Consider the following 16,535-nt stretch of genomic DNA (forward strand, 5'->3'; position numbering starts at 1 on the left):
CTGACGCGCCACGGCGGTACCGCTTTCGTTGCGCACCCCGACCGCATTCGGTTCGCGCCGCCCGGCCGTCCACCCCCTTCGGTCCTGCCCGGCCCGCCGGCTCAGCCCAGCCGGTCCGCCAGCGCCTTGAACCGTGTCCACGACAGCTCCGGCTTTCCCGGGTCCCACAGTTTCTGGACCGTCGCCCGCAGAGGCATCCGGATGCCGGCCGCGACCTGGTCCTGGGTCTGGGAGTTCGCGAGGTCGCACCACACGGCGAAGGACCCGCCGAGGATCTGGGGGTCGTACTTCGCGGGCACGGGCTGCGTGCCGCGTACGACCAGCGGGGTCCACTGCTCGTAGATCCGCTGCCCGGTCGGATAGACGAAGGTGAGCGGCTCGCCGAGGACGTAGTACAGGAACTCGTCGTTGTAGTTGATCAGCTTGCGGCCCGTGCTCAGGTACTCGACCGGCAGGCGGGCGCCGATCTCCTTGCCGGTCCAGTAGGCGACCCGGAGGTCTCCGGCGGCCTTGACGGACGTACCGCGGAAGAAGCCGTCGTTCCAGACCCGCATGGTGCGGCCCTGGGCACGCATCGTGTCGGCCCGGTCGTTGAGCCAGCCGGTCGTCAGGTCCGCGACACTCGCGTCGGAACCGTAGGCCTCCCGCGCGGCGGCGGCGAGCTGCGGGTAGGACGCCTCCGGGTTGGCCACCACCAGCGCCTGGTACTCGTCGCCGCCGAGGTGCCACTGGCTGCCGGGGAACAGCTCGGCGTACTCCTCCAGCAGGTCGTCGACGATCGAGGCGGACTCGTCCTTGGAGATGTCGATCGCGCCGCGCGTCGGCACACCCTGCGCGTTGCGCAGCTGGAGGTCGGGGTGGGCGGCGATGACGGCCCCGAGGTGGCCGGGCGAGTCGATCTCGGGCACGACGGTGATGTGCCGGCTCGCCGCGAGATCGACGATCCTGCGCACCTCCGCCTTGGTGAGGTGGTCCCTGGACACGATCTCCGGATGTGTGTCGGACTCGATACGGAAGCCCTGGTCGTCGGAGAAGTGCAGCCCGAGCTGGTTGAACTTCAGGTCGCCGAGCTCGCGGACCCGGTCCTCGATCCAGGCCGCCGTGAAGTGCTTGCGGGCGATGTCCAGCATGAGCCCGCGCACCGGCTTGGCCGGCTCGTCGCGCACGACGCCCTCCGGCGCCGTACCACCGCCACGCACCTCCTGTTTCAGGGTGCGGGTGCCGTAGAACACGCCCGCGTCCGCGGGCCCGCTGATGCTCACGCGCCCGCCTCGGACGGTCATGGTGTACGACTCCGGGTCCGCGCCCTCGTCGTCGTTCAGCGCCAGCCGTACGTCCCCGGCCCGCATGTCGTCCTTCTCGCCCGCGTACGTGAGGCCCAGCTCGCCGGCGATCAGCCGCCCCTCGTCGGCGAGCTCCGCCTCGTCCACGACGACCCGGTGGCCGCTCGCCGGACGCCAGCCGGGGCCGCGGGCGGCGGTGTGGGAGCGCACCGCGGGGATCGTGCGCGGCGCCTGCGACAGCGGATACGAGCGGGTGGGCGTCGGAGTCGGACTGGGGCCCTTGGCCCGCGAGGCGGGGGACGAGGCCGCGGACCTGCCGTCAGAGGGGCTCAGCGCCGCCCCGGCAGGCCCGCTGTCGTCCCCGGAGGCCCACAGCCCGAGCCCCACACCGGCCGCGACGGTCACCGCGAACGCCGTGGCGACCACCACCCGCGTCCGCATTGCCTGCCGCGCCTTCTTCGCCGGCGCCCGGCGCCTGTGCTGACTCACCCAGCCAACCTACGACCCGACGACCGCCCAAATCGTCCACCACGCGTTCCGAGACTCTCCCGTGCGGGTGAAACTCGGGCATCTGTCGGACGAGTCATGTCCGCCCTCGATAACGTATAGCCACATCTCTCACGACTTCCCCTGCCGAAACACACGTGACGCCCACACACCCTCCCGGCCGACTGGCCATACCCGCGCTCCCCGAGCAGAGCCCCACCCCACCGTCCCGGAACAGGCTGGACCGGAACACCCTGGAGGGGTTCAACTCCGCACCCCCCGACGACGCGCACCGCATGCTCCTCACGTGCCTCCGCAGCCTCCGCTGGGCCCGCCGCATCGCCGCCCACCGGCCCTACCCCGACCTGGACTCCCTCCTCGCGGCCTCGGACGAGGCGGCCTACGACCTGACGGCCGGGGATCTGACGGAGGCACTGGCGGACGAGTCACTGCCGACACTGCCGGACGACGTGTACGGGGCCGCACACACGGCCCTGAGCGCCGCACACACGGCATACGCGGCCCGTTTCGGACACGCTTTTGTCATCTATTTGGGTGACACGGCCCCGGAGGAGACGCTGGACCGCACCCTCGAAGCCATCCGGTCACGATTGACGAACGATCCGGAGGACGAACGGGTGGTGGCGGCGGAACAACTCCGCCGCCTGGCGAGAGGCCGGCTGGGAAAGGCGCTCAGAGGCGCGAGGCTGTGACATCTGCGGCTCCGCCGCGGCACGACCAGCCACAATGACGCCACACCCGGCAGATAACAGGACACCCCGCCCCAGAAGCCGCCCCCGCTACCCCATCCGCGTGCCAGTTTGATCACACCGGCAGGCCCCCTGTAAGCCCAGCGGCAGCGCGTCGCTACGATGCTGGGGGCCGGTGGACCGTACCCGGCCGGGCCCGACCGACACCCCAAGCCGGCAGGCCCCAATCCCCGCTCCCGGAGGGTTCTTCCGTGCCGGCTGGAACGCTGTACCGCGGCCGGGAAGGAATGTGGTCCTGGGTGGCTCACCGAGTCACCGGCGTCCTCATCTTCTTCTTCCTGTTCGTTCATGTGCTGGACACCGCTCTCGTCCGTGTCTCCCCCGAGGACTACGACAAGGTCGTAGCCACCTACAAGACGCCGATCGTCGCCGTGCTGGAGTACGGCCTCGTCGCCGCCATCCTCTTCCACGCCCTCAACGGCCTGCGCGTCATCGCCGTCGACTTCTGGTCGAAGGGCCCGCGCTACCAGAAGCAGATGCTCTGGACCGTGGTCGGCGTGTGGATCGTGCTGATGGCCGGGGCGGTCTACCCCGTCCTCGGTCACGCCGCTCGTGAACTGTTCGGGAGCTGACGCGCATGTCCACCACTGAGAAGACCACCGCTTCCGGCGTCGGCCCCGTGGAGGGCGAGTCCCTCTACAACGTCGACAACCCGGCGCCCCTCATCGAGGCCCCGCGCAAGCGCACCAAGAAGTCCCCGAAGTCCACCCGGGGCAACTTCGAGATGGCCGCCTGGCTGTTCATGCGCCTGTCCGGCATCGTCCTGGTCGTGCTGGTCATCGGGCACCTGCTCATCCAGCTCGTCCTGGACGGCGGCGTCTCCAAGATCGGCTTCGCCTTCGTGGCCGGCCGCTGGGCCTCCCCGTTCTGGCAGGTCTGGGACCTGCTGATGCTGTGGCTCGCGATGCTGCACGGCGCCAACGGCCTGCGCACGGTCATCAACGACTACGCGGAGCGCGCGAACACCCGGCTGTGGCTGAAGGGCCTGCTCTACACCGCCACGGTGTTCACCATCCTGCTGGGCACGCTGGTGATCTTCACCTTCGACCCGAACATCCGCTAGGCACGGGGCTGAGGTAATCCACTCATGAAGATCCACAAGTACGACACCGTCATCGTCGGCGCCGGAGGCGCCGGTATGCGCGCCGCCATCGAGTCGACGAAGCGCAGCCGCACCGCCGTGCTGACCAAGCTCTACCCCACCCGCTCCCACACGGGTGCGGCGCAGGGCGGCATGGCCGCCGCGCTGGCCAACGTGGAGGAGGACAACTGGGAGTGGCACACCTTCGACACCGTCAAGGGCGGTGACTACCTGGTCGACCAGGACGCCGCCGAGATCCTGGCGAAGGAGGCCATCGACTCCGTCCTCGACCTGGAGAAGATGGGCCTGCCGTTCAACCGGACGCCGAACGGCACCATCGACCAGCGCCGCTTCGGCGGCCACAGCCGCAACCACGGCGAGGCCCCGGTCCGCCGCTCCTGCTACGCGGCCGACCGCACCGGCCACATGATCCTCCAGACGCTGTACCAGAACTGCGTGAAGGAGGGCGTGGAGTTCTTCAACGAGTTCTACGTCCTCGACCAGCTGATCACCGAGGTCGACGGCGTGAAGCGGTCGGCGGGCGTGGTCGCGTACGAACTCGCCACCGGCGAGATCCACGTCTTCCAGGCGAAGGCCGTGATCTACGCGTCCGGCGGCTGCGGCAAGTTCTTCAAGGTGACGTCCAACGCGCACACCCTGACCGGTGACGGTCAGGCTGCCGTGTACCGGCGCGGGCTGCCGCTGGAGGACATGGAGTTCTTCCAGTTCCACCCGACCGGCATCTGGCGCATGGGCATCCTCCTCACCGAGGGTGCGCGCGGTGAGGGCGGCATCCTCCGCAACAAGGACGGCGAGCGCTTCATGGAGAAGTACGCGCCGGTCATGAAGGACCTCGCGTCCCGTGACGTCGTCTCCCGCTCCATCTACACGGAGATCCGCGAGGGCCGGGGCTGCGGTCCCGAGGGCGACCACGTCTACCTGGACCTCACGCACCTCCCGCCGGAGCAGCTGGACGCCAAGCTCCCGGACATCACCGAGTTCGCGCGCACCTACCTGGGCATCGAGCCGTACACGGACCCGATCCCGATCCAGCCCACCGCTCACTACGCGATGGGCGGCATCCCGACGAACGTCGAGGGTGAGGTCCTGGCGGACAACACCACGGTGGTCCCGGGCCTTTACGCGGCCGGCGAGGTCGCCTGCGTCTCGGTCCACGGCGCGAACCGCCTCGGCACCAACAGCCTCCTGGACATCAACGTCTTCGGCCGCCGCGCCGGTATCTCCGCCGCCGAGTACTCGCAGAAGGCGGACTTCGTCGAGCTGCCCGAGGACCCGGCGCAGCAGGTGATCGACCAGGTCGAGCAGCTGCGGAGCTCCACGGGCACCGAGCGGGTGGCGACCCTCCGCAAGGAGCTGCAGGAGACCATGGACGCGAACGTCATGGTGTTCCGCACCGAGCAGACGATCAAGACGGCGGTGGAGAAGATCGCGGAGCTCCGCGAGCGCTACAAGAACGTCGCGGTCCAGGACAAGGGCAAGCGGTTCAACACGGACCTGCTGGAGGCCATCGAGCTGGGCAACCTGCTCGACCTGGCCGAGGTGATGGCGGTGTCGGCGCTGGCCCGCAAGGAGTCCCGCGGCGGTCACTACCGCGAGGACTACCCGAACCGCGACGACGTCAACTTCATGCGCCACACCATGGCGTACCGCGAGGTGGGCGACGACGGCACCGAGTCCATCCGTCTCGACTACAAGCCGGTCGTCCAGACCCGCTACCAGCCGATGGAGCGTAAGTACTGATGGCTACTCCTGTCATGGACAAGGTCGAGGCGGAGTCCGCGGCCTCCCCTTACATCACCGTCACCTTCCGGGTCCGCCGTTTCAACCCGGAGGTCTCGGCCGAGGCCGTGTGGGAAGACTTCCAGCTGGAGATCGACCCCAAGGAGCGCGTCCTCGACGGCCTCCACAAGATCAAGTGGGAGCTGGACGGCACGCTGACCTTCCGCCGCTCCTGCGCGCACGGCATCTGCGGCTCGGACGCCATGCGGATCAACGGCAAGAACCGTCTGGCCTGCAAGACGCTGATCAAGGACATCAACCCCGAGAAGCCGATCACGGTGGAGCCCATCAAGGGCCTCACTGTCCTGAAGGACCTCGTGGTCGACATGGAGCCGTTCTTCCAGGCGTACCGCGACGTCATGCCCTTCCTCATCACGAAGGACACGAACGAGCCGACGCGTGAGCGCCTCCAGTCGTCGGAGGACCGGGAACGCTTCGACGACACCACCAAGTGCATCCTGTGCGCGGCGTGCACGTCGTCCTGCCCGGTCTTCTGGAACGACGGCCAGTACTTCGGCCCGGCGGCCATCGTGAACGCCCACCGCTTCATCTTCGACAGCCGTGACGAGGCGGGCGAGCAGCGCCTGGAGATCCTCAACGACCGCGACGGTGTGTGGCGTTGCCGCACGACGTTCAACTGCACGGACGCCTGCCCGCGCGGCATCGAGGTCACCAAGGCGATCGCCGAGGTGAAGAAGGCGCTGATCACGCGCCGCTTCTGACCTTCTTTCGGGTACGTCGACGAAGGCCCCGTCTCCCGGGTTCGGGAGCGGGGCCTTCGTCGTCATGCGCCGGGGCGCCGGTTGATCGCCGTCAGATCGATCTCTATGTCGGAGGGCACGGAGATCTTGAGCGCGTCCGGCACCTATGGCCACAGGCACGCGGACGGCGGCGCGGACGGCCGCGGACGCCGGGGGCTCCACGCCGGCCGGAGGCCGCAAGGCGGTCGAGCCGTGACCCGACGTGGCGTGACGCACCCCTCACCCTCTCCCGCTCCATTGCGTTGAACGCGTTCAAAAACAGGTCTACAGTCTTCCCTGTCAGCATTTTGAACGTGTTCAAGAAAGGTGGGGGGAATGGACCGCACGGTCATCGCCTACGTCATCTACCTGCTGGTCAGCATCGCGCTGACCATCTGGGTGGCCCGGACGCTCAGCCGCAACGGGCGGATCTTTCTCGCCGACGTACTGCGCGGGAACGAGAAGCTCGCCGACGCCGTCAACCACCTCCTGGTGGTCGGCTTCTATCTCGTCAACCTCGGCTTCGTCGCGCTCTATCTGAGCGACGACGGGACCATCGACGACACGCGCGGTGTCTTCGAGGCCCTGTCGACCAAGATCGGCGTGGTGCTGCTGGTGCTCGGCATCATGCACCTGGCCAACGTGTACGTGCTCAACCGCATCCGGCGGCGCGGGGCCATGGAGCGGGAGCAGGTGCCGCCCGTCGCGCCGCAGGACTGGGCCCGGGCATGAGCACCGTGACGCCCCTTGGAGGCCGGGACACCTCGCGTGTCCCGGTCCGCCGGCTGACCGTCCTGTACGACGCCGAGTGCTCCCTGTGCCGCTTCCTGCGCGACTGGCTCGTACGGCAGCCGCAACTGGTGCCGATGGAGCTGGTGCCGGCCGGGTCGGAGGAGGCCCGGCGGCGCTTCGCCGGCCTCGACCACGGGGCCACTCTCGACGACATCACCGTCGTCGGCGACGCGGGGCAGGTGTACCGGGGAACCGCCGCCTGGATCGTCGTTCTCTGGGCCCTGCGCGAGCACCGGCCACTCGCCCACCGGCTGAGCACCCCGGCCGGGGCCCTGCTCGCCAAGGGGGCGACCCTGGCCGCCGCGAAGTGGCGCGGGGCCCAGTGGGGCGGGGCCCAGTGGGGCGGGGAGGTGTACCGCCGGGCGGACGGGTGGTCGTACGACCCCCGCCTGGGCTGGACCCACGGCCCGCAGGGCTGCGACGGCGGGGCCTGCCCGACTGGTTAGGCTCTTCGCGTGTCCGCGAACAACGACGGCCCCGGCGAGGGCGGTACCCCCAGCAAGTCCGAGCAGACCCGTGCGCTGATCCTGGAGACGGCGATGCGGCTGTTCCAGGAGCGGGGCTACGAGAAGACGACGATGCGGGCCATCGCCAAGGAGGCCGGGGTCTCCGTCGGCAACGCGTACTACTACTTCGACGGCAAGGAACACCTGATCCAGTTCTTCTACGACCGGATCGCCGCCGAACACCAGGAGGCGGTCCGGGAGATCCTGGACCGGGAGAGCGACCTGGAGGCGCGGCTCGCGGGCGTGCTGAAGGCATGGCTGGACATCGCCTCGCCGTACCACGAGTTCGCGGTGCAGTTCTTCAAGACCGCCGCCGACCCGGACAGCCCGCTCAGCCCCTTCTCCCCGCAATCGGAGCACGCGCGCGTGGAGGCCATCAGCGTCCACCGGGAGGTGCTGGCCGGTGCGACGAGGACCAAGGTCCCGGAGGAACTGCGGGACGTGCTCCCGGAGTTGATGTGGCTGTCCCAGATGGGGCTCGTCCTGTACTGGATCTTCGACCGGACGGAGGGGCGCGAGCGCAGCTACCGGCTCGCCGAGCGGGGCGCCCGGCTGACCGCGCGGGGCGTCGCGCTGGCCAGGTTCCGGGTGCTGCGGCCGTTGGTGCGGGAGGTGCACGAGCTGTTCACGGACTTCCTGCCGGGGATGACGAAGGCTCTGCCGGATCCGGCCGTCAAGGGCCGCACGGAGTGATCACTTTCGGGTGAAGCGGTTCGAGCGGGACACCCGGCTTCCTGCCTGCCTACGAAGATGTGCCCCTGCACTGCACAGCCGTGGGCGGGTCGCTCACGCCTGTTTCGACGCCAGTTCGATCACCGTGATGTCGGAGGGCGCACCCACGCGCGTGGGAGGCCCCCAGGCGCCCGCGCCCCGGCTGACGTACAGCTGGGTGTCGCCGTGACGCTCCAAGCCGGCCAGGGTCGGGTTCGCGGCCGCCGCGACGAGGTTGCCGGGCCAGAGCTGACCGCCGTGGGTGTGGCCGGAGAGCTGGAGGTCGACGCCGTGTTCGACGGCCTCGTGGATCTGGACCGGCTGGTGGGCGAGGAGCACGCACGCGCGTGCCGTGTCCCGGTCGCCGAGGGCCCGGGTGAAGTCGGGGCCCTGGCCCTCGCTCTCGCCCGCCACGTCGTTGACGCCGGCGAGGTCGAAGTGGGCCAGTTCGGTACGGGCGTTCTCCAGCGGGCGCAGGCCGAGCCGTCGTACCTCCTCGACCCACTGCTCGGCGCCGGAGAAATACTCGTGGTTTCCGGTGACGAAGAAGCTTCCGTGACGCGCGCTCAGCTGCGCCAGGGGCGCCGCCGCCGGGCCCAGGTCCTTCACACTGCCGTCCACCAGGTCACCGACGACCGCGATGAGGTCGGGCTGGGTCGCGTTGATCGTGTCGACGACCTTCTGCGCGAAGCCCCGGCCGAGGACCGGGCCCAGGTGGATGTCGCTGACCACGGCGATCCGGTAGCCGTGCGCCGCGCGCGGGAGCTTGGCCAGCGGGACGGTGACCCGCTTCACCCGCGGTCCGCTCAGCACGCCGTACGTGCCGTAGCCGACCGTTCCGACGGCTGCGGCGGCCGCGGCTCCGGCGACGACGCGGGAGACGAAGAGGCGGCGGGAGGGGGCGGCCACGAGGCTCGGCCGCTCGGCCTCCCGCGGCTCCTCGGGCGGTGCCCCCGCCGGCACGGGCTCCGGGTGCGGTACGGCGGCCACGGCGAGCGCCCGCCGCTGCGCCCGCCGCTCAAGGAAACGCCGCAGCAGGGGCCGTACGACTTCACCCGCCGCCACACCCAGCAGCAGGTAGACCGACAGCGCCAGCCACAGGAACCCGGGCCAGGCCAGCACGCGCTGGAGCCAGAAGGGCGCGCCCGCGCGTTCCGCGACGAGTGCTCCGAACGCCAGCAGCCAGCCACCGGCGACGACCGGCACGGCGGACCCGGCCCGGTCCCCGGGTCGTGTCGCGGAACAGGCGGCGCCACAGGTACCAGTTGCCCGCGACGAGGACACCCAGCGCGAGCAGTACGAAGACGAGAACCACTGAGCGGTATCCCCCTGCTGTCGGTTGTGCCGGTCATACCGATTGTGGCGGTTGCCGGTTATGACGTCCGGCGCAGCGCGCGCAGTCCGCGCAACCCGATGGCCCCGACGACCGTCCCCAATACGAAGGAGACGACGGCGAGCAGCAGGTGCACCCAGAAGTACGCGGTCGGGTCGCCGGCGTCGTCGAAGGCGAGACCGCTGCCGTCCTTGACGAGGTTCTTGACGAAAGTGATCCAGATGACCCAGCTCCACACCCCGAAGGCGAGCAGGAACCAGGAGACGGGGCGGCTGAGCTTCATGCCTTCAGTATCTCCGCCGGGTGTCCGGTTCCGTGCCCGGGGTGGGGAGGCAGGGGGGACTTCCCGTCCGACGGCATGTACGTTCTCGATCGTGCCCGCTCCCAAAAAAGCCGTCAGGCGATCCCTGACGGTCGCTTCCGCCGTCCTGTCGTCCGTGTCGTCGCTCGTTCTGACCGCCGTGCCCGCCCTCGCGGCTCCGAGCCCGACCGCGAATCCGTCCGCGAGTCCGTCGGCCGCTCCCCCGGCGTCGATGTCGACCGTGGGCGGCGCCCGCCTCGGGCAGGCCGGAACGCAGGTCAACCTGGCGAGCGGGGTCCCGGTGCTGCCGAAGGGCCTGACCGCGCGGTCGTGGATCGTCTCGGACGCCGAGTCCGGCGAGGTGCTGGCCGCGCACAACGCGCACTGGCGGCTGCCTCCGGCGAGCACGCTGAAGATGCTGTTCGCGGACACCGTGCTGCCGAAGTTCCAGAAGACCGAGAAGCACAAGGTCCTGCCCGCCGACCTGGCGGGCATCGGGGCCGGCTCCAGCATGGTCGGCATAAAGGAGAACGAGACCTACACCGTCCACGACCTGTGGCTCGGTGTCTTCCTGCGCTCCGGCAACGACGCCGTGCACGTCCTGTCCGCGATGAACGACGGCGTCGGGAACACCGTCAAGGAGATGAACGAGCACGCCGAGGAGCTCCAGGCCCTCGACACGCACGTGGTCAGCCCCGACGGCTACGACGAGCCGGGACAGGTCTCCTCCGCGTACGACCTGACGCTGTTCGCCCGCTCCGGACTGCAGAAGAAGGACTTCCGCGAGTACTGCTCGACGGTCGGCGCGAAGTTCCCGGGCGAGACGAAGAAGAACAAGAAGGGCAAGCGGGTCCGCGGGTCCTTCGAGATCCAGAACACCAACCGGCTGCTGACCGGCGACTCCGACGTGTCCGTCTACCAGGGCATAGCGGGCGTCAAGAACGGCAACACCACCAACGCGGGCGCCACCTTCACCGGCGTCGCCGAACGGAACGGCAAGGTGCTCCTGGTCACGGTCATGAACCCGGAGAAGAGCGAGCACAATGAGGTCTACAAGGAGACCGCCAAGCTCTTCGACTGGGGGTTCAAGGCGGCCGGGAAGGTTCAGCCGGTGGGTGAGCTCGTGCCGCCCAGGAGCGCCGCGCAGGCGAGCGCCCAGCCGGGCGCGACGGCCTCGGGCGAGGCGGGAGGCGCGGAGGCCGGTGGGGCCGGGAACTCCGAGAAGCCGGTGGCGAGCGCCCGGGCCGGGAGCGGCTCCGGCGGCATGGGCATCGCGCTCGCGATCACCGGCGGGCTGGTGGTGCTGCTCGCGGCGGCCGCGTTCCTGGTCAACCGCCGCTGGCCGCTGCCGGATCTGGTACGCCGTCGTCGCTGACGCCCGTGTCCTGCTTGCCCTCCTCGCTCTGCGTCGCCGTCCAGGCGGCGCAGAACAGCACCAGCTTCGCGGTGAAGTTGATCCACAGCAGCAGGGCGACGGGGACGCCGAACGCGCCGTACATGCTCTTCGCGGCCACGCCCTGCATATAGCCGCTCAGCAGCAGCTTCAGCAGTTCGAATCCGACCGCGCCGGTCAGCGCGGCCACCAGCAGGCGGCGGCGTTTCGGTTCGACGCCGGGCAGCAGGGTGAGGACGTACAGGAGCAGCAGGAAGTCGGCGAGTACGGCGACGGAGAACGCGGCGACCCGCAGCAGCACCCCGCCCCAGCCGCCCTCGTCGATGCCGAGCTGCCGGGTGATCCAGCCGACCATCGCCGAGGCGACGGTGGAGATCGCGAGCGTGACGAGCACCGCGCCGCCGAGCCCGACGAGAATGCCCAGGTCCTTGGCCTTGCGCAGGACGGGGTTCTCCTCGTCGTCGGGCAGCTCCCACACGGCCCTCAGGCACTCGCGCAACGAGCCGGCCCAGCTGATGCCGGTGAACAGCAGGGCGGCGCCCGCGATGAGGCCGACCGTGCCGGCGTTCTGGACCAGGCCGTCGATGTTCAGCTGCTCGGCGATGCCGGGCACCTGATCGGCGAGCTTGTCCTCCAGGGTGTTCTGCTGCTTCGTGTTGAGCGTGGCGGCGGCGATCGCGGCGGCCAGGGTGAGCAGCGGGAAGAGCGCGATGAAGCTGATGAACGTCATCGCGGCGGCCAGCCGGGTCCACTTCACCCGGTCCAGCCGATCGTACGACCGCCACGCGTGCGTGGCGCTCAGGCGCGTCACCAGCGGCCCGATGACGGGGAGCTTCTTCAGCCAGTCCATGATCCGACTCTGCCCTCGTTGGTCCGTGATTCCAACTCCGTCCTCGCGACGGAGCACACCTGTACGTCTGCCCCGAAAGTGCAGGACGGTGGCGATCGTCCGGGTCGTCCGTGCGGAGTCACGTGCACACCAAAGCCGCTGAAATCCGGCATTATTGGGCGACATCCCATTAATCACCCATTCCGGGTAAAGAACTACGTTTCAGAACTAATTGCCCATATAACGGCGATACGGTCGCCGACATGTTCGCCGACACCGTTTCCGTCACGGGATGGGGCCGCACCACTCCCGCAACCGCCCGCCTGATCCGCCCGCGGACGTACGAGGAGGCCGCGGCCGCCGTCCGGCACTGCGGCTCCCGTGGCGGCATCCCCAGGGGCCGGGGCGGGCGTACGGGGACGCGGCGCAGAACGCCGGCGGCGCGGTGTTCGGCATGACGGGCCTCGACCGCGTCCACGCGATCGACGCCGACGGCGGGATCGTGCTGTGCGACGCCGGGGTGTCCCTGCACCGGCTCATGCAAGTGCTGCTGCCGCTCGGCTGGTTCGTGCCGGTGACGCCCGGCACGCGCTATGTCACGGTCGGCGGCGCGACCGGCGCGGACGTCCACGACGGGAACCACCATGTGGCGGGCTCGTTCTCCCGCCACGTCCTGTCGCTGGAACTGCTCACCGCCGACGGCGGGATCCGCACGGTGAGCCGCGGCACGGCCCTGTTCGACGCGACCGCGGGCGGCATGGGCCTGACCGGCGTGATCCTCACCGCCACGGTCCAACTCCAGCCGGTGGAAACCTCCTTGATGTCGGTCGACACCGAGCGCGCGCGGGACCTCGACGACCTGCCGGCCCGCCTGACGGCCACCGACCACCTCTACCCGGCCCCGGCCGGCTGTCCTTCCCCGCCCCGGGCCGGACGCTCGCCCTGGACATCCCGGCCCAACTGCCCGGTCTCGGCGCCTTCCTCGACGTACTCGACGAGGAGGTGGCCGCGGCCGGGCGGCGTGTCGGCCTCGCCAGGGACTCGCGGCTGCGGCCCGGGCGGCTGGCCGCGATGTACCCGCGGCTGGGCTCCTTCCGCACGCTGCGCGCGGAGCTGGACCCGCGCGGGGTGTTCACGTCGGATCTGTCGCGCCGCCTCGGTCTCTGAAACTCGAACCCCGCATCACTGATCGCCTGTCGCTCACCGCTAGGAGCTGTCGTGAAGGACGCCTTCGGTCTCCCTCAGTCCCTGCTCGTCCTCGGCGGTACGTCCGAGATCGCGCTGGCCACGGCGCGCCGCCTCATCGCCCGCCGGACCCGTACGGTGTGGCTGGCGGGGCGCCCCTCCCCGGCCCTGGAGGCGGCCGCTTCGCACCTGCGCGCCCTGGGCGCCGACGTGCGCACCGTCGCCTTCGACGCGCTCGACCCCGAGTCCCACGAGACGGTGCTCGACAAGGTCTTCGCGGAAGGCGACGTCGACATGGTGCTGCTCGCCTTCGGGATCCTCGGCGACCAGGCGCACGACGAGCGCGAGCCGGTGAACGCGGTGCGCGTCGCCCAGACCAACTACACGGGCGCGGTGTCCGCGGGCCTGGTCAGCGGGCGGGCCCTGCAGGCCCAGGGCCACGGCTCCCTGGTCGTCCTCTCCTCGGTCGCCGGCGAGCGGGCCCGCCGCTCCGACTTCATCTACGGCTCCAGCAAGGCCGGCCTGGACGTCTTCGCCCAGGGCCTCGGGGACGCGCTGCACGGAACGGGCGCGCACGTCATGGTCGTACGGCCGGGCTTCGTCCGCTCGAAGATGACCGCCGGTCTGGAGGAGACGCCTCTGGCCACGACGCCCGAAGCCGTCGCCGCGGCGATCGAGCTGGGACTGCGAAGGCGCTCGGAGACGGTGTGGGTGCCGGGGACGCTCAGGCTGGTGATGTCGGCGCTGCGGCACATCCCGCGCGTGGTGTTCCGGCGGCTGCCGCTCTAGTGCCGCGTCAGCCAAGGTTTGCCCGTCAACCAGCGGCGTCCGGTCCGTGCTCTCGGCGTGCCGGCCGGAAGTCCTCGTACTGGACGGGGCAGGCAGGAATCTGACACCACGGCCTAGGCCCTGGTGTCGCCCGGCCCTCGGTGGGGGCTCAGCGCGTGGGGATCGAGCCGCGGTCGACGTGCCCCGCCTGCGGCGGCACCACCGGTCCCCCGAACGCGTACTCCCGCAGCTTGCGCCACACGCCGTCGGCGCCCTGTTCGTAGAGCGCGAAGCCGGTGCACGACCACTGGGCGTCGTAGTCGGCCAGCTCCGCGAAGGCGCGGTCCATCGCCTCGTCGTCGATGTTGTGCGCCACGGTGACATGGGGGTGGTACGGGAACTGCAGTTCGCGTGCCACGGGACCGGAGGCGTCGCGGACCTGCTTCTGCAGCCGGGTGCAGGCTTCGGCGCCCTCGACGACCCGGACGTAGACGACCGGCGACAGGGGCCGGAAGGTGCCGGTGCCGGACAGCCGCATGGGGAACGGCCGGCCCGCCGCGGCGACCTCGGTGAGGTGCGCCTCGACGGCCCGCAGATCGCAGTCCTCGACCTCTGTCGGCGGCAGCAGGGTGACGTGCGTGGGGATGCCGTGAGCCGCGGCGTCACCGAAGCCCCCGCGCAGCTGTTGGAGCAGGCTGCCGTGAGGCTCCGGGACCGCGATCGACACGCCGATCGTTACGGTCCCCACGTCGTCTCCTGTCGTCGTGACGGATTTGTTCTCGGCCGTCCGGCTATCGACTGTACGGCCACGGCCGTGTTGCGGGCAGGCGCAACCGTCGTGATGTGCAGCGCTCTGTCAGTGGTGTGTCTGTGCGCCGGTGCGCCTCAGTGCTTGGCGGGCAGGAAACCGACTCTGTCGTAGGCATGCGCCAGCGTCTCCGCGGCGACGGCGCGTGCCTTCTCCGCGCCCTTGGCCAGGATCGAGTCGAGCGTCTCGGGGTCGTCCAGATACTGCTGGGTGCGCTCCCGGAACGGCGTCACGAACTCGACCATGACCTCGGCGAGGTCCGTCTTGAGCGCACCGTAGCCCTTGCCGGCGTACTTCTCTTCCAGTTCGGTGATATCCGCCCCGGTGAGGGTCGAATAGATGGAGAGCAGGTTGCTGACACCCGGCTTGGTCTCCGGGTCGAACCGGATGACGGTGTCCGTGTCGGTGACCGCGCTCTTGACCTTCTTCGCCGTGGCCTTCGGCTCGTCGAGGAGGTTGACGAGGCCCTTCGGCGTGGACGCCGACTTGCTCATCTTGATCGACGGGTCCTGGAGGTCGTAGATCTTCGCCGTCTCCTTGAGGATGTACGGCTTGGGGACGGTGAAGGTCTGGCCGAAGCGGCCGTTGAAGCGTTCGGCGAGGTCGCGCGTGAGCTCGATGTGCTGGCGCTGGTCCTCGCCGACCGGGACCTCGTTGGCCTGGTAGAGCAGGATGTCGGCGACCTGGAGGACCGGGTACGTGAACAGGCCGACGCTGGCGCGGTCGGCGCCCTGCCTGGCGGACTTGTCCTTGAACTGGGTCATGCGGGACGCCTCGCCGAAGCCGGTCAGGCAGTTCATGATCCAGGCGAGCTGGGTGTGCTCGGGGACATGGCTCTGGACGAAGAGAGTGCAGCGCTCCGGGTCGAGGCCGGCCGCGAGCAGTTGGGCGGCGGCCAGGCGGGTGTTCGCGCGCAGCTCCGCCGGGTCCTGCGGGACCGTGATCGCGTGCAGGTCGACGACCATGTAGAACGCGTCGTGGGTCTCCTGCAGGGCTACCCACTGGCGGACGGCGCCGAGGTAGTTGCCGAGGTGGAACGAGCCCGCGGTGGGCTGGATTCCGGAGAGCACGCGAGGTCGATCAGAGGCCATGCCCACCATTCTCTCAGGTCTCGGGGGGCGGTCCGGAACTGGCCGGAAACAGGTGGGAACCGATTCGTCTCCGGCGGTGTAACAAGAGTGTGAGGACGCGTGAGGACGCGGGAGGGGGCCCGTCGTCGATGAGGCCGCGGTGATCGCACGCGTACGCGCCGGAGAGCCGGAGGCGGAGGCGGAGCGGTCCGGGCCCACACGGGCATCGCGCTGCGGGCGGCCGCGGCACTCGCGGCGGGTGCGGACGCGGATGACGTGGTGCAGCGGGCCTTCGTCAAGGCCTGCTGCCCGCTGGGGCGGTTCCGGGACGGCGTGGCGTTCGAGCCTGGCTGCCGGCGATCGTCGCCGATGAGACGAGGAACACAGTGCGCACGGCGGCGCGCCGGCGCACGCTCGCCGGCCGCGAGGCGGCGTTCGGCAGGGGCACGCGGGGGAAGCCGCCGCTTCCGGCGCGGCGACGGACACGGCGCGGGCCGGCGCCCGGGGGCGGGCGACGAGACCGACCGGTGGTGGGCGCTGCCGGGCGCCGCGGCGGGAGCCGTCCCGGCAACTGGTCCTGAGGCCGCCGGCCCTGCGGGTCCCGCTGGGAGAGCGACGGGGGTGGGTGCGGGAGCCCGGCCCTCGGCAGAAGCCGCGCGACCGATGAGGGGCAGAGACC

At 70.2% G+C, this 16,535-nt stretch carries 15 protein-coding genes and 3 pseudogenes; 12 read left to right on the forward strand and 6 right to left on the reverse strand.

Translation table 11 applies throughout. From position 1 onward, the window contains the following. Positions 1 to 101: 101 nt before the first annotated feature. Positions 102 to 1,724: a beta-N-acetylhexosaminidase gene (locus ACZ562_RS07575; protein ID WP_471175662.1), complete on the reverse strand. Its 1,623-nt coding sequence runs from the start codon at positions 1,722 to 1,724 to the stop codon at positions 102 to 104. Between the two features lie 203 nt (positions 1,725 to 1,927). Here ACZ562_RS07575 and ACZ562_RS07580 point away from each other — a divergent pair, with 203 nt between their 5' ends. From ACZ562_RS07580 to ACZ562_RS07615, 8 genes are all read left to right on the forward strand, one after another. Next, a complete protein-coding gene (locus ACZ562_RS07580) occupies positions 1,928 to 2,482 on the forward strand; it encodes a 2-oxo-4-hydroxy-4-carboxy-5-ureidoimidazoline decarboxylase (RefSeq protein ID WP_471174944.1) in 555 nt (184 codons plus the stop codon). A 248-nt stretch (positions 2,483 to 2,730) separates the two neighbouring features. Then, a complete protein-coding gene (sdhC, locus tag ACZ562_RS07585; protein WP_471174946.1) occupies positions 2,731 to 3,111 on the forward strand; it encodes a succinate dehydrogenase, cytochrome b556 subunit in 381 nt (126 codons plus the stop codon). Positions 3,112 to 3,116: 5 nt separating this feature from the next. Then, a complete protein-coding gene (locus tag ACZ562_RS07590; RefSeq protein ID WP_471174948.1) occupies positions 3,117 to 3,602 on the forward strand; it encodes a succinate dehydrogenase hydrophobic membrane anchor subunit in 486 nt (161 codons plus the stop codon). A gap of 24 nt (positions 3,603 to 3,626) precedes the next feature. Then, complete coding sequence (sdhA, locus tag ACZ562_RS07595) at positions 3,627 to 5,381, forward strand: succinate dehydrogenase flavoprotein subunit (protein WP_471174950.1); 1,755 nt, start codon at positions 3,627 to 3,629, stop codon at positions 5,379 to 5,381. Then, complete coding sequence (locus tag ACZ562_RS07600) at positions 5,381 to 6,142, forward strand: succinate dehydrogenase iron-sulfur subunit (RefSeq protein ID WP_471174952.1); 762 nt, start codon at positions 5,381 to 5,383, stop codon at positions 6,140 to 6,142. Before sdhA ends, ACZ562_RS07600 begins: the two co-directional genes overlap by 1 nt. A gap of 354 nt (positions 6,143 to 6,496) precedes the next feature. Further along, the gene (locus ACZ562_RS07605; protein ID WP_471174954.1) at positions 6,497 to 6,892 is read left to right on the forward strand and encodes a hypothetical protein; all 396 of its coding nucleotides are present in this window, start codon (positions 6,497 to 6,499) and stop codon (positions 6,890 to 6,892) included. After that, positions 6,889 to 7,398: a thiol-disulfide oxidoreductase DCC family protein gene (locus tag ACZ562_RS07610; protein ID WP_471174956.1), complete on the forward strand. Its 510-nt coding sequence runs from the start codon at positions 6,889 to 6,891 to the stop codon at positions 7,396 to 7,398. Before ACZ562_RS07605 ends, ACZ562_RS07610 begins: the two co-directional genes overlap by 4 nt. Before the next feature lie 9 nt (positions 7,399 to 7,407). Next, positions 7,408 to 8,151: a TetR/AcrR family transcriptional regulator gene (locus tag ACZ562_RS07615; protein ID WP_471174958.1), complete on the forward strand. Its 744-nt coding sequence runs from the start codon at positions 7,408 to 7,410 to the stop codon at positions 8,149 to 8,151. Between the two features lie 93 nt (positions 8,152 to 8,244). Here the strand turns inward: ACZ562_RS07615 and ACZ562_RS07620 are convergent. Together ACZ562_RS07620 and ACZ562_RS07625 are read right to left on the reverse strand one after the other, a co-directional pair. Then, positions 8,245 to 9,484 (reverse strand): annotated as a pseudogene (locus tag ACZ562_RS07620) (metallophosphoesterase). 58 nt (positions 9,485 to 9,542) lie between these two features. After that, a complete protein-coding gene (locus ACZ562_RS07625; protein WP_471174960.1) occupies positions 9,543 to 9,785 on the reverse strand; it encodes an SCO4848 family membrane protein in 243 nt (80 codons plus the stop codon). Between the two features lie 91 nt (positions 9,786 to 9,876). Between ACZ562_RS07625 and ACZ562_RS07630 the strand changes: the two genes are divergently transcribed. Further along, the gene (locus ACZ562_RS07630) at positions 9,877 to 11,178 is read left to right on the forward strand and encodes a D-alanyl-D-alanine carboxypeptidase family protein (RefSeq protein WP_471174962.1); all 1,302 of its coding nucleotides are present in this window, start codon (positions 9,877 to 9,879) and stop codon (positions 11,176 to 11,178) included. Here ACZ562_RS07630 and ACZ562_RS07635 read toward each other — a convergent pair. Then, positions 11,132 to 12,046 carry a YihY/virulence factor BrkB family protein gene (locus ACZ562_RS07635; RefSeq protein ID WP_471174964.1) on the reverse strand — a complete coding sequence of 305 codons (915 nt, stop codon included), beginning with the start codon at positions 12,044 to 12,046 and terminating at the stop codon, positions 11,132 to 11,134. The genes ACZ562_RS07630 and ACZ562_RS07635 overlap by 47 nt on opposite strands. Positions 12,047 to 12,288: 242 nt before the next feature. Between ACZ562_RS07635 and ACZ562_RS07640 the strand changes: the two are divergent. Together ACZ562_RS07640 and ACZ562_RS07645 are read left to right on the forward strand one after the other, a co-directional pair. After that, positions 12,289 to 13,192 (forward strand): annotated as a pseudogene (locus tag ACZ562_RS07640) (FAD-binding oxidoreductase). A 51-nt stretch (positions 13,193 to 13,243) separates the two neighbouring features. Further along, complete coding sequence (locus ACZ562_RS07645) at positions 13,244 to 13,999, forward strand: decaprenylphospho-beta-D-erythro-pentofuranosid-2-ulose 2-reductase (protein ID WP_471174966.1); 756 nt, start codon at positions 13,244 to 13,246, stop codon at positions 13,997 to 13,999. A gap of 148 nt (positions 14,000 to 14,147) precedes the next feature. Here the strand turns inward: ACZ562_RS07645 and ACZ562_RS07650 are convergent, their stop codons facing one another. Both ACZ562_RS07650 and trpS read right to left on the reverse strand, forming a co-directional pair. Beyond that, positions 14,148 to 14,726 (reverse strand): 2'-5' RNA ligase family protein, encoded by a 579-nt coding sequence (locus ACZ562_RS07650; RefSeq protein WP_471174968.1) that lies wholly within the window; start codon positions 14,724 to 14,726, stop codon positions 14,148 to 14,150. A gap of 137 nt (positions 14,727 to 14,863) precedes the next feature. Next, entirely contained in the window at positions 14,864 to 15,877 is a 1,014-nt protein-coding gene (trpS, locus tag ACZ562_RS07655) for a tryptophan--tRNA ligase (protein WP_471174970.1), read from the reverse strand. Positions 15,878 to 16,016: 139 nt separating this feature from the next. Between trpS and ACZ562_RS07660 the strand changes: the two are divergent. Further along, positions 16,017 to 16,299: pseudogene (locus tag ACZ562_RS07660) on the forward strand (sigma factor); the annotation flags it as partial. Positions 16,300 to 16,535: the final 236 nt, after the last annotated feature.

The organism is Streptomyces sp. NPDC040410 (assembly GCF_055595715.1).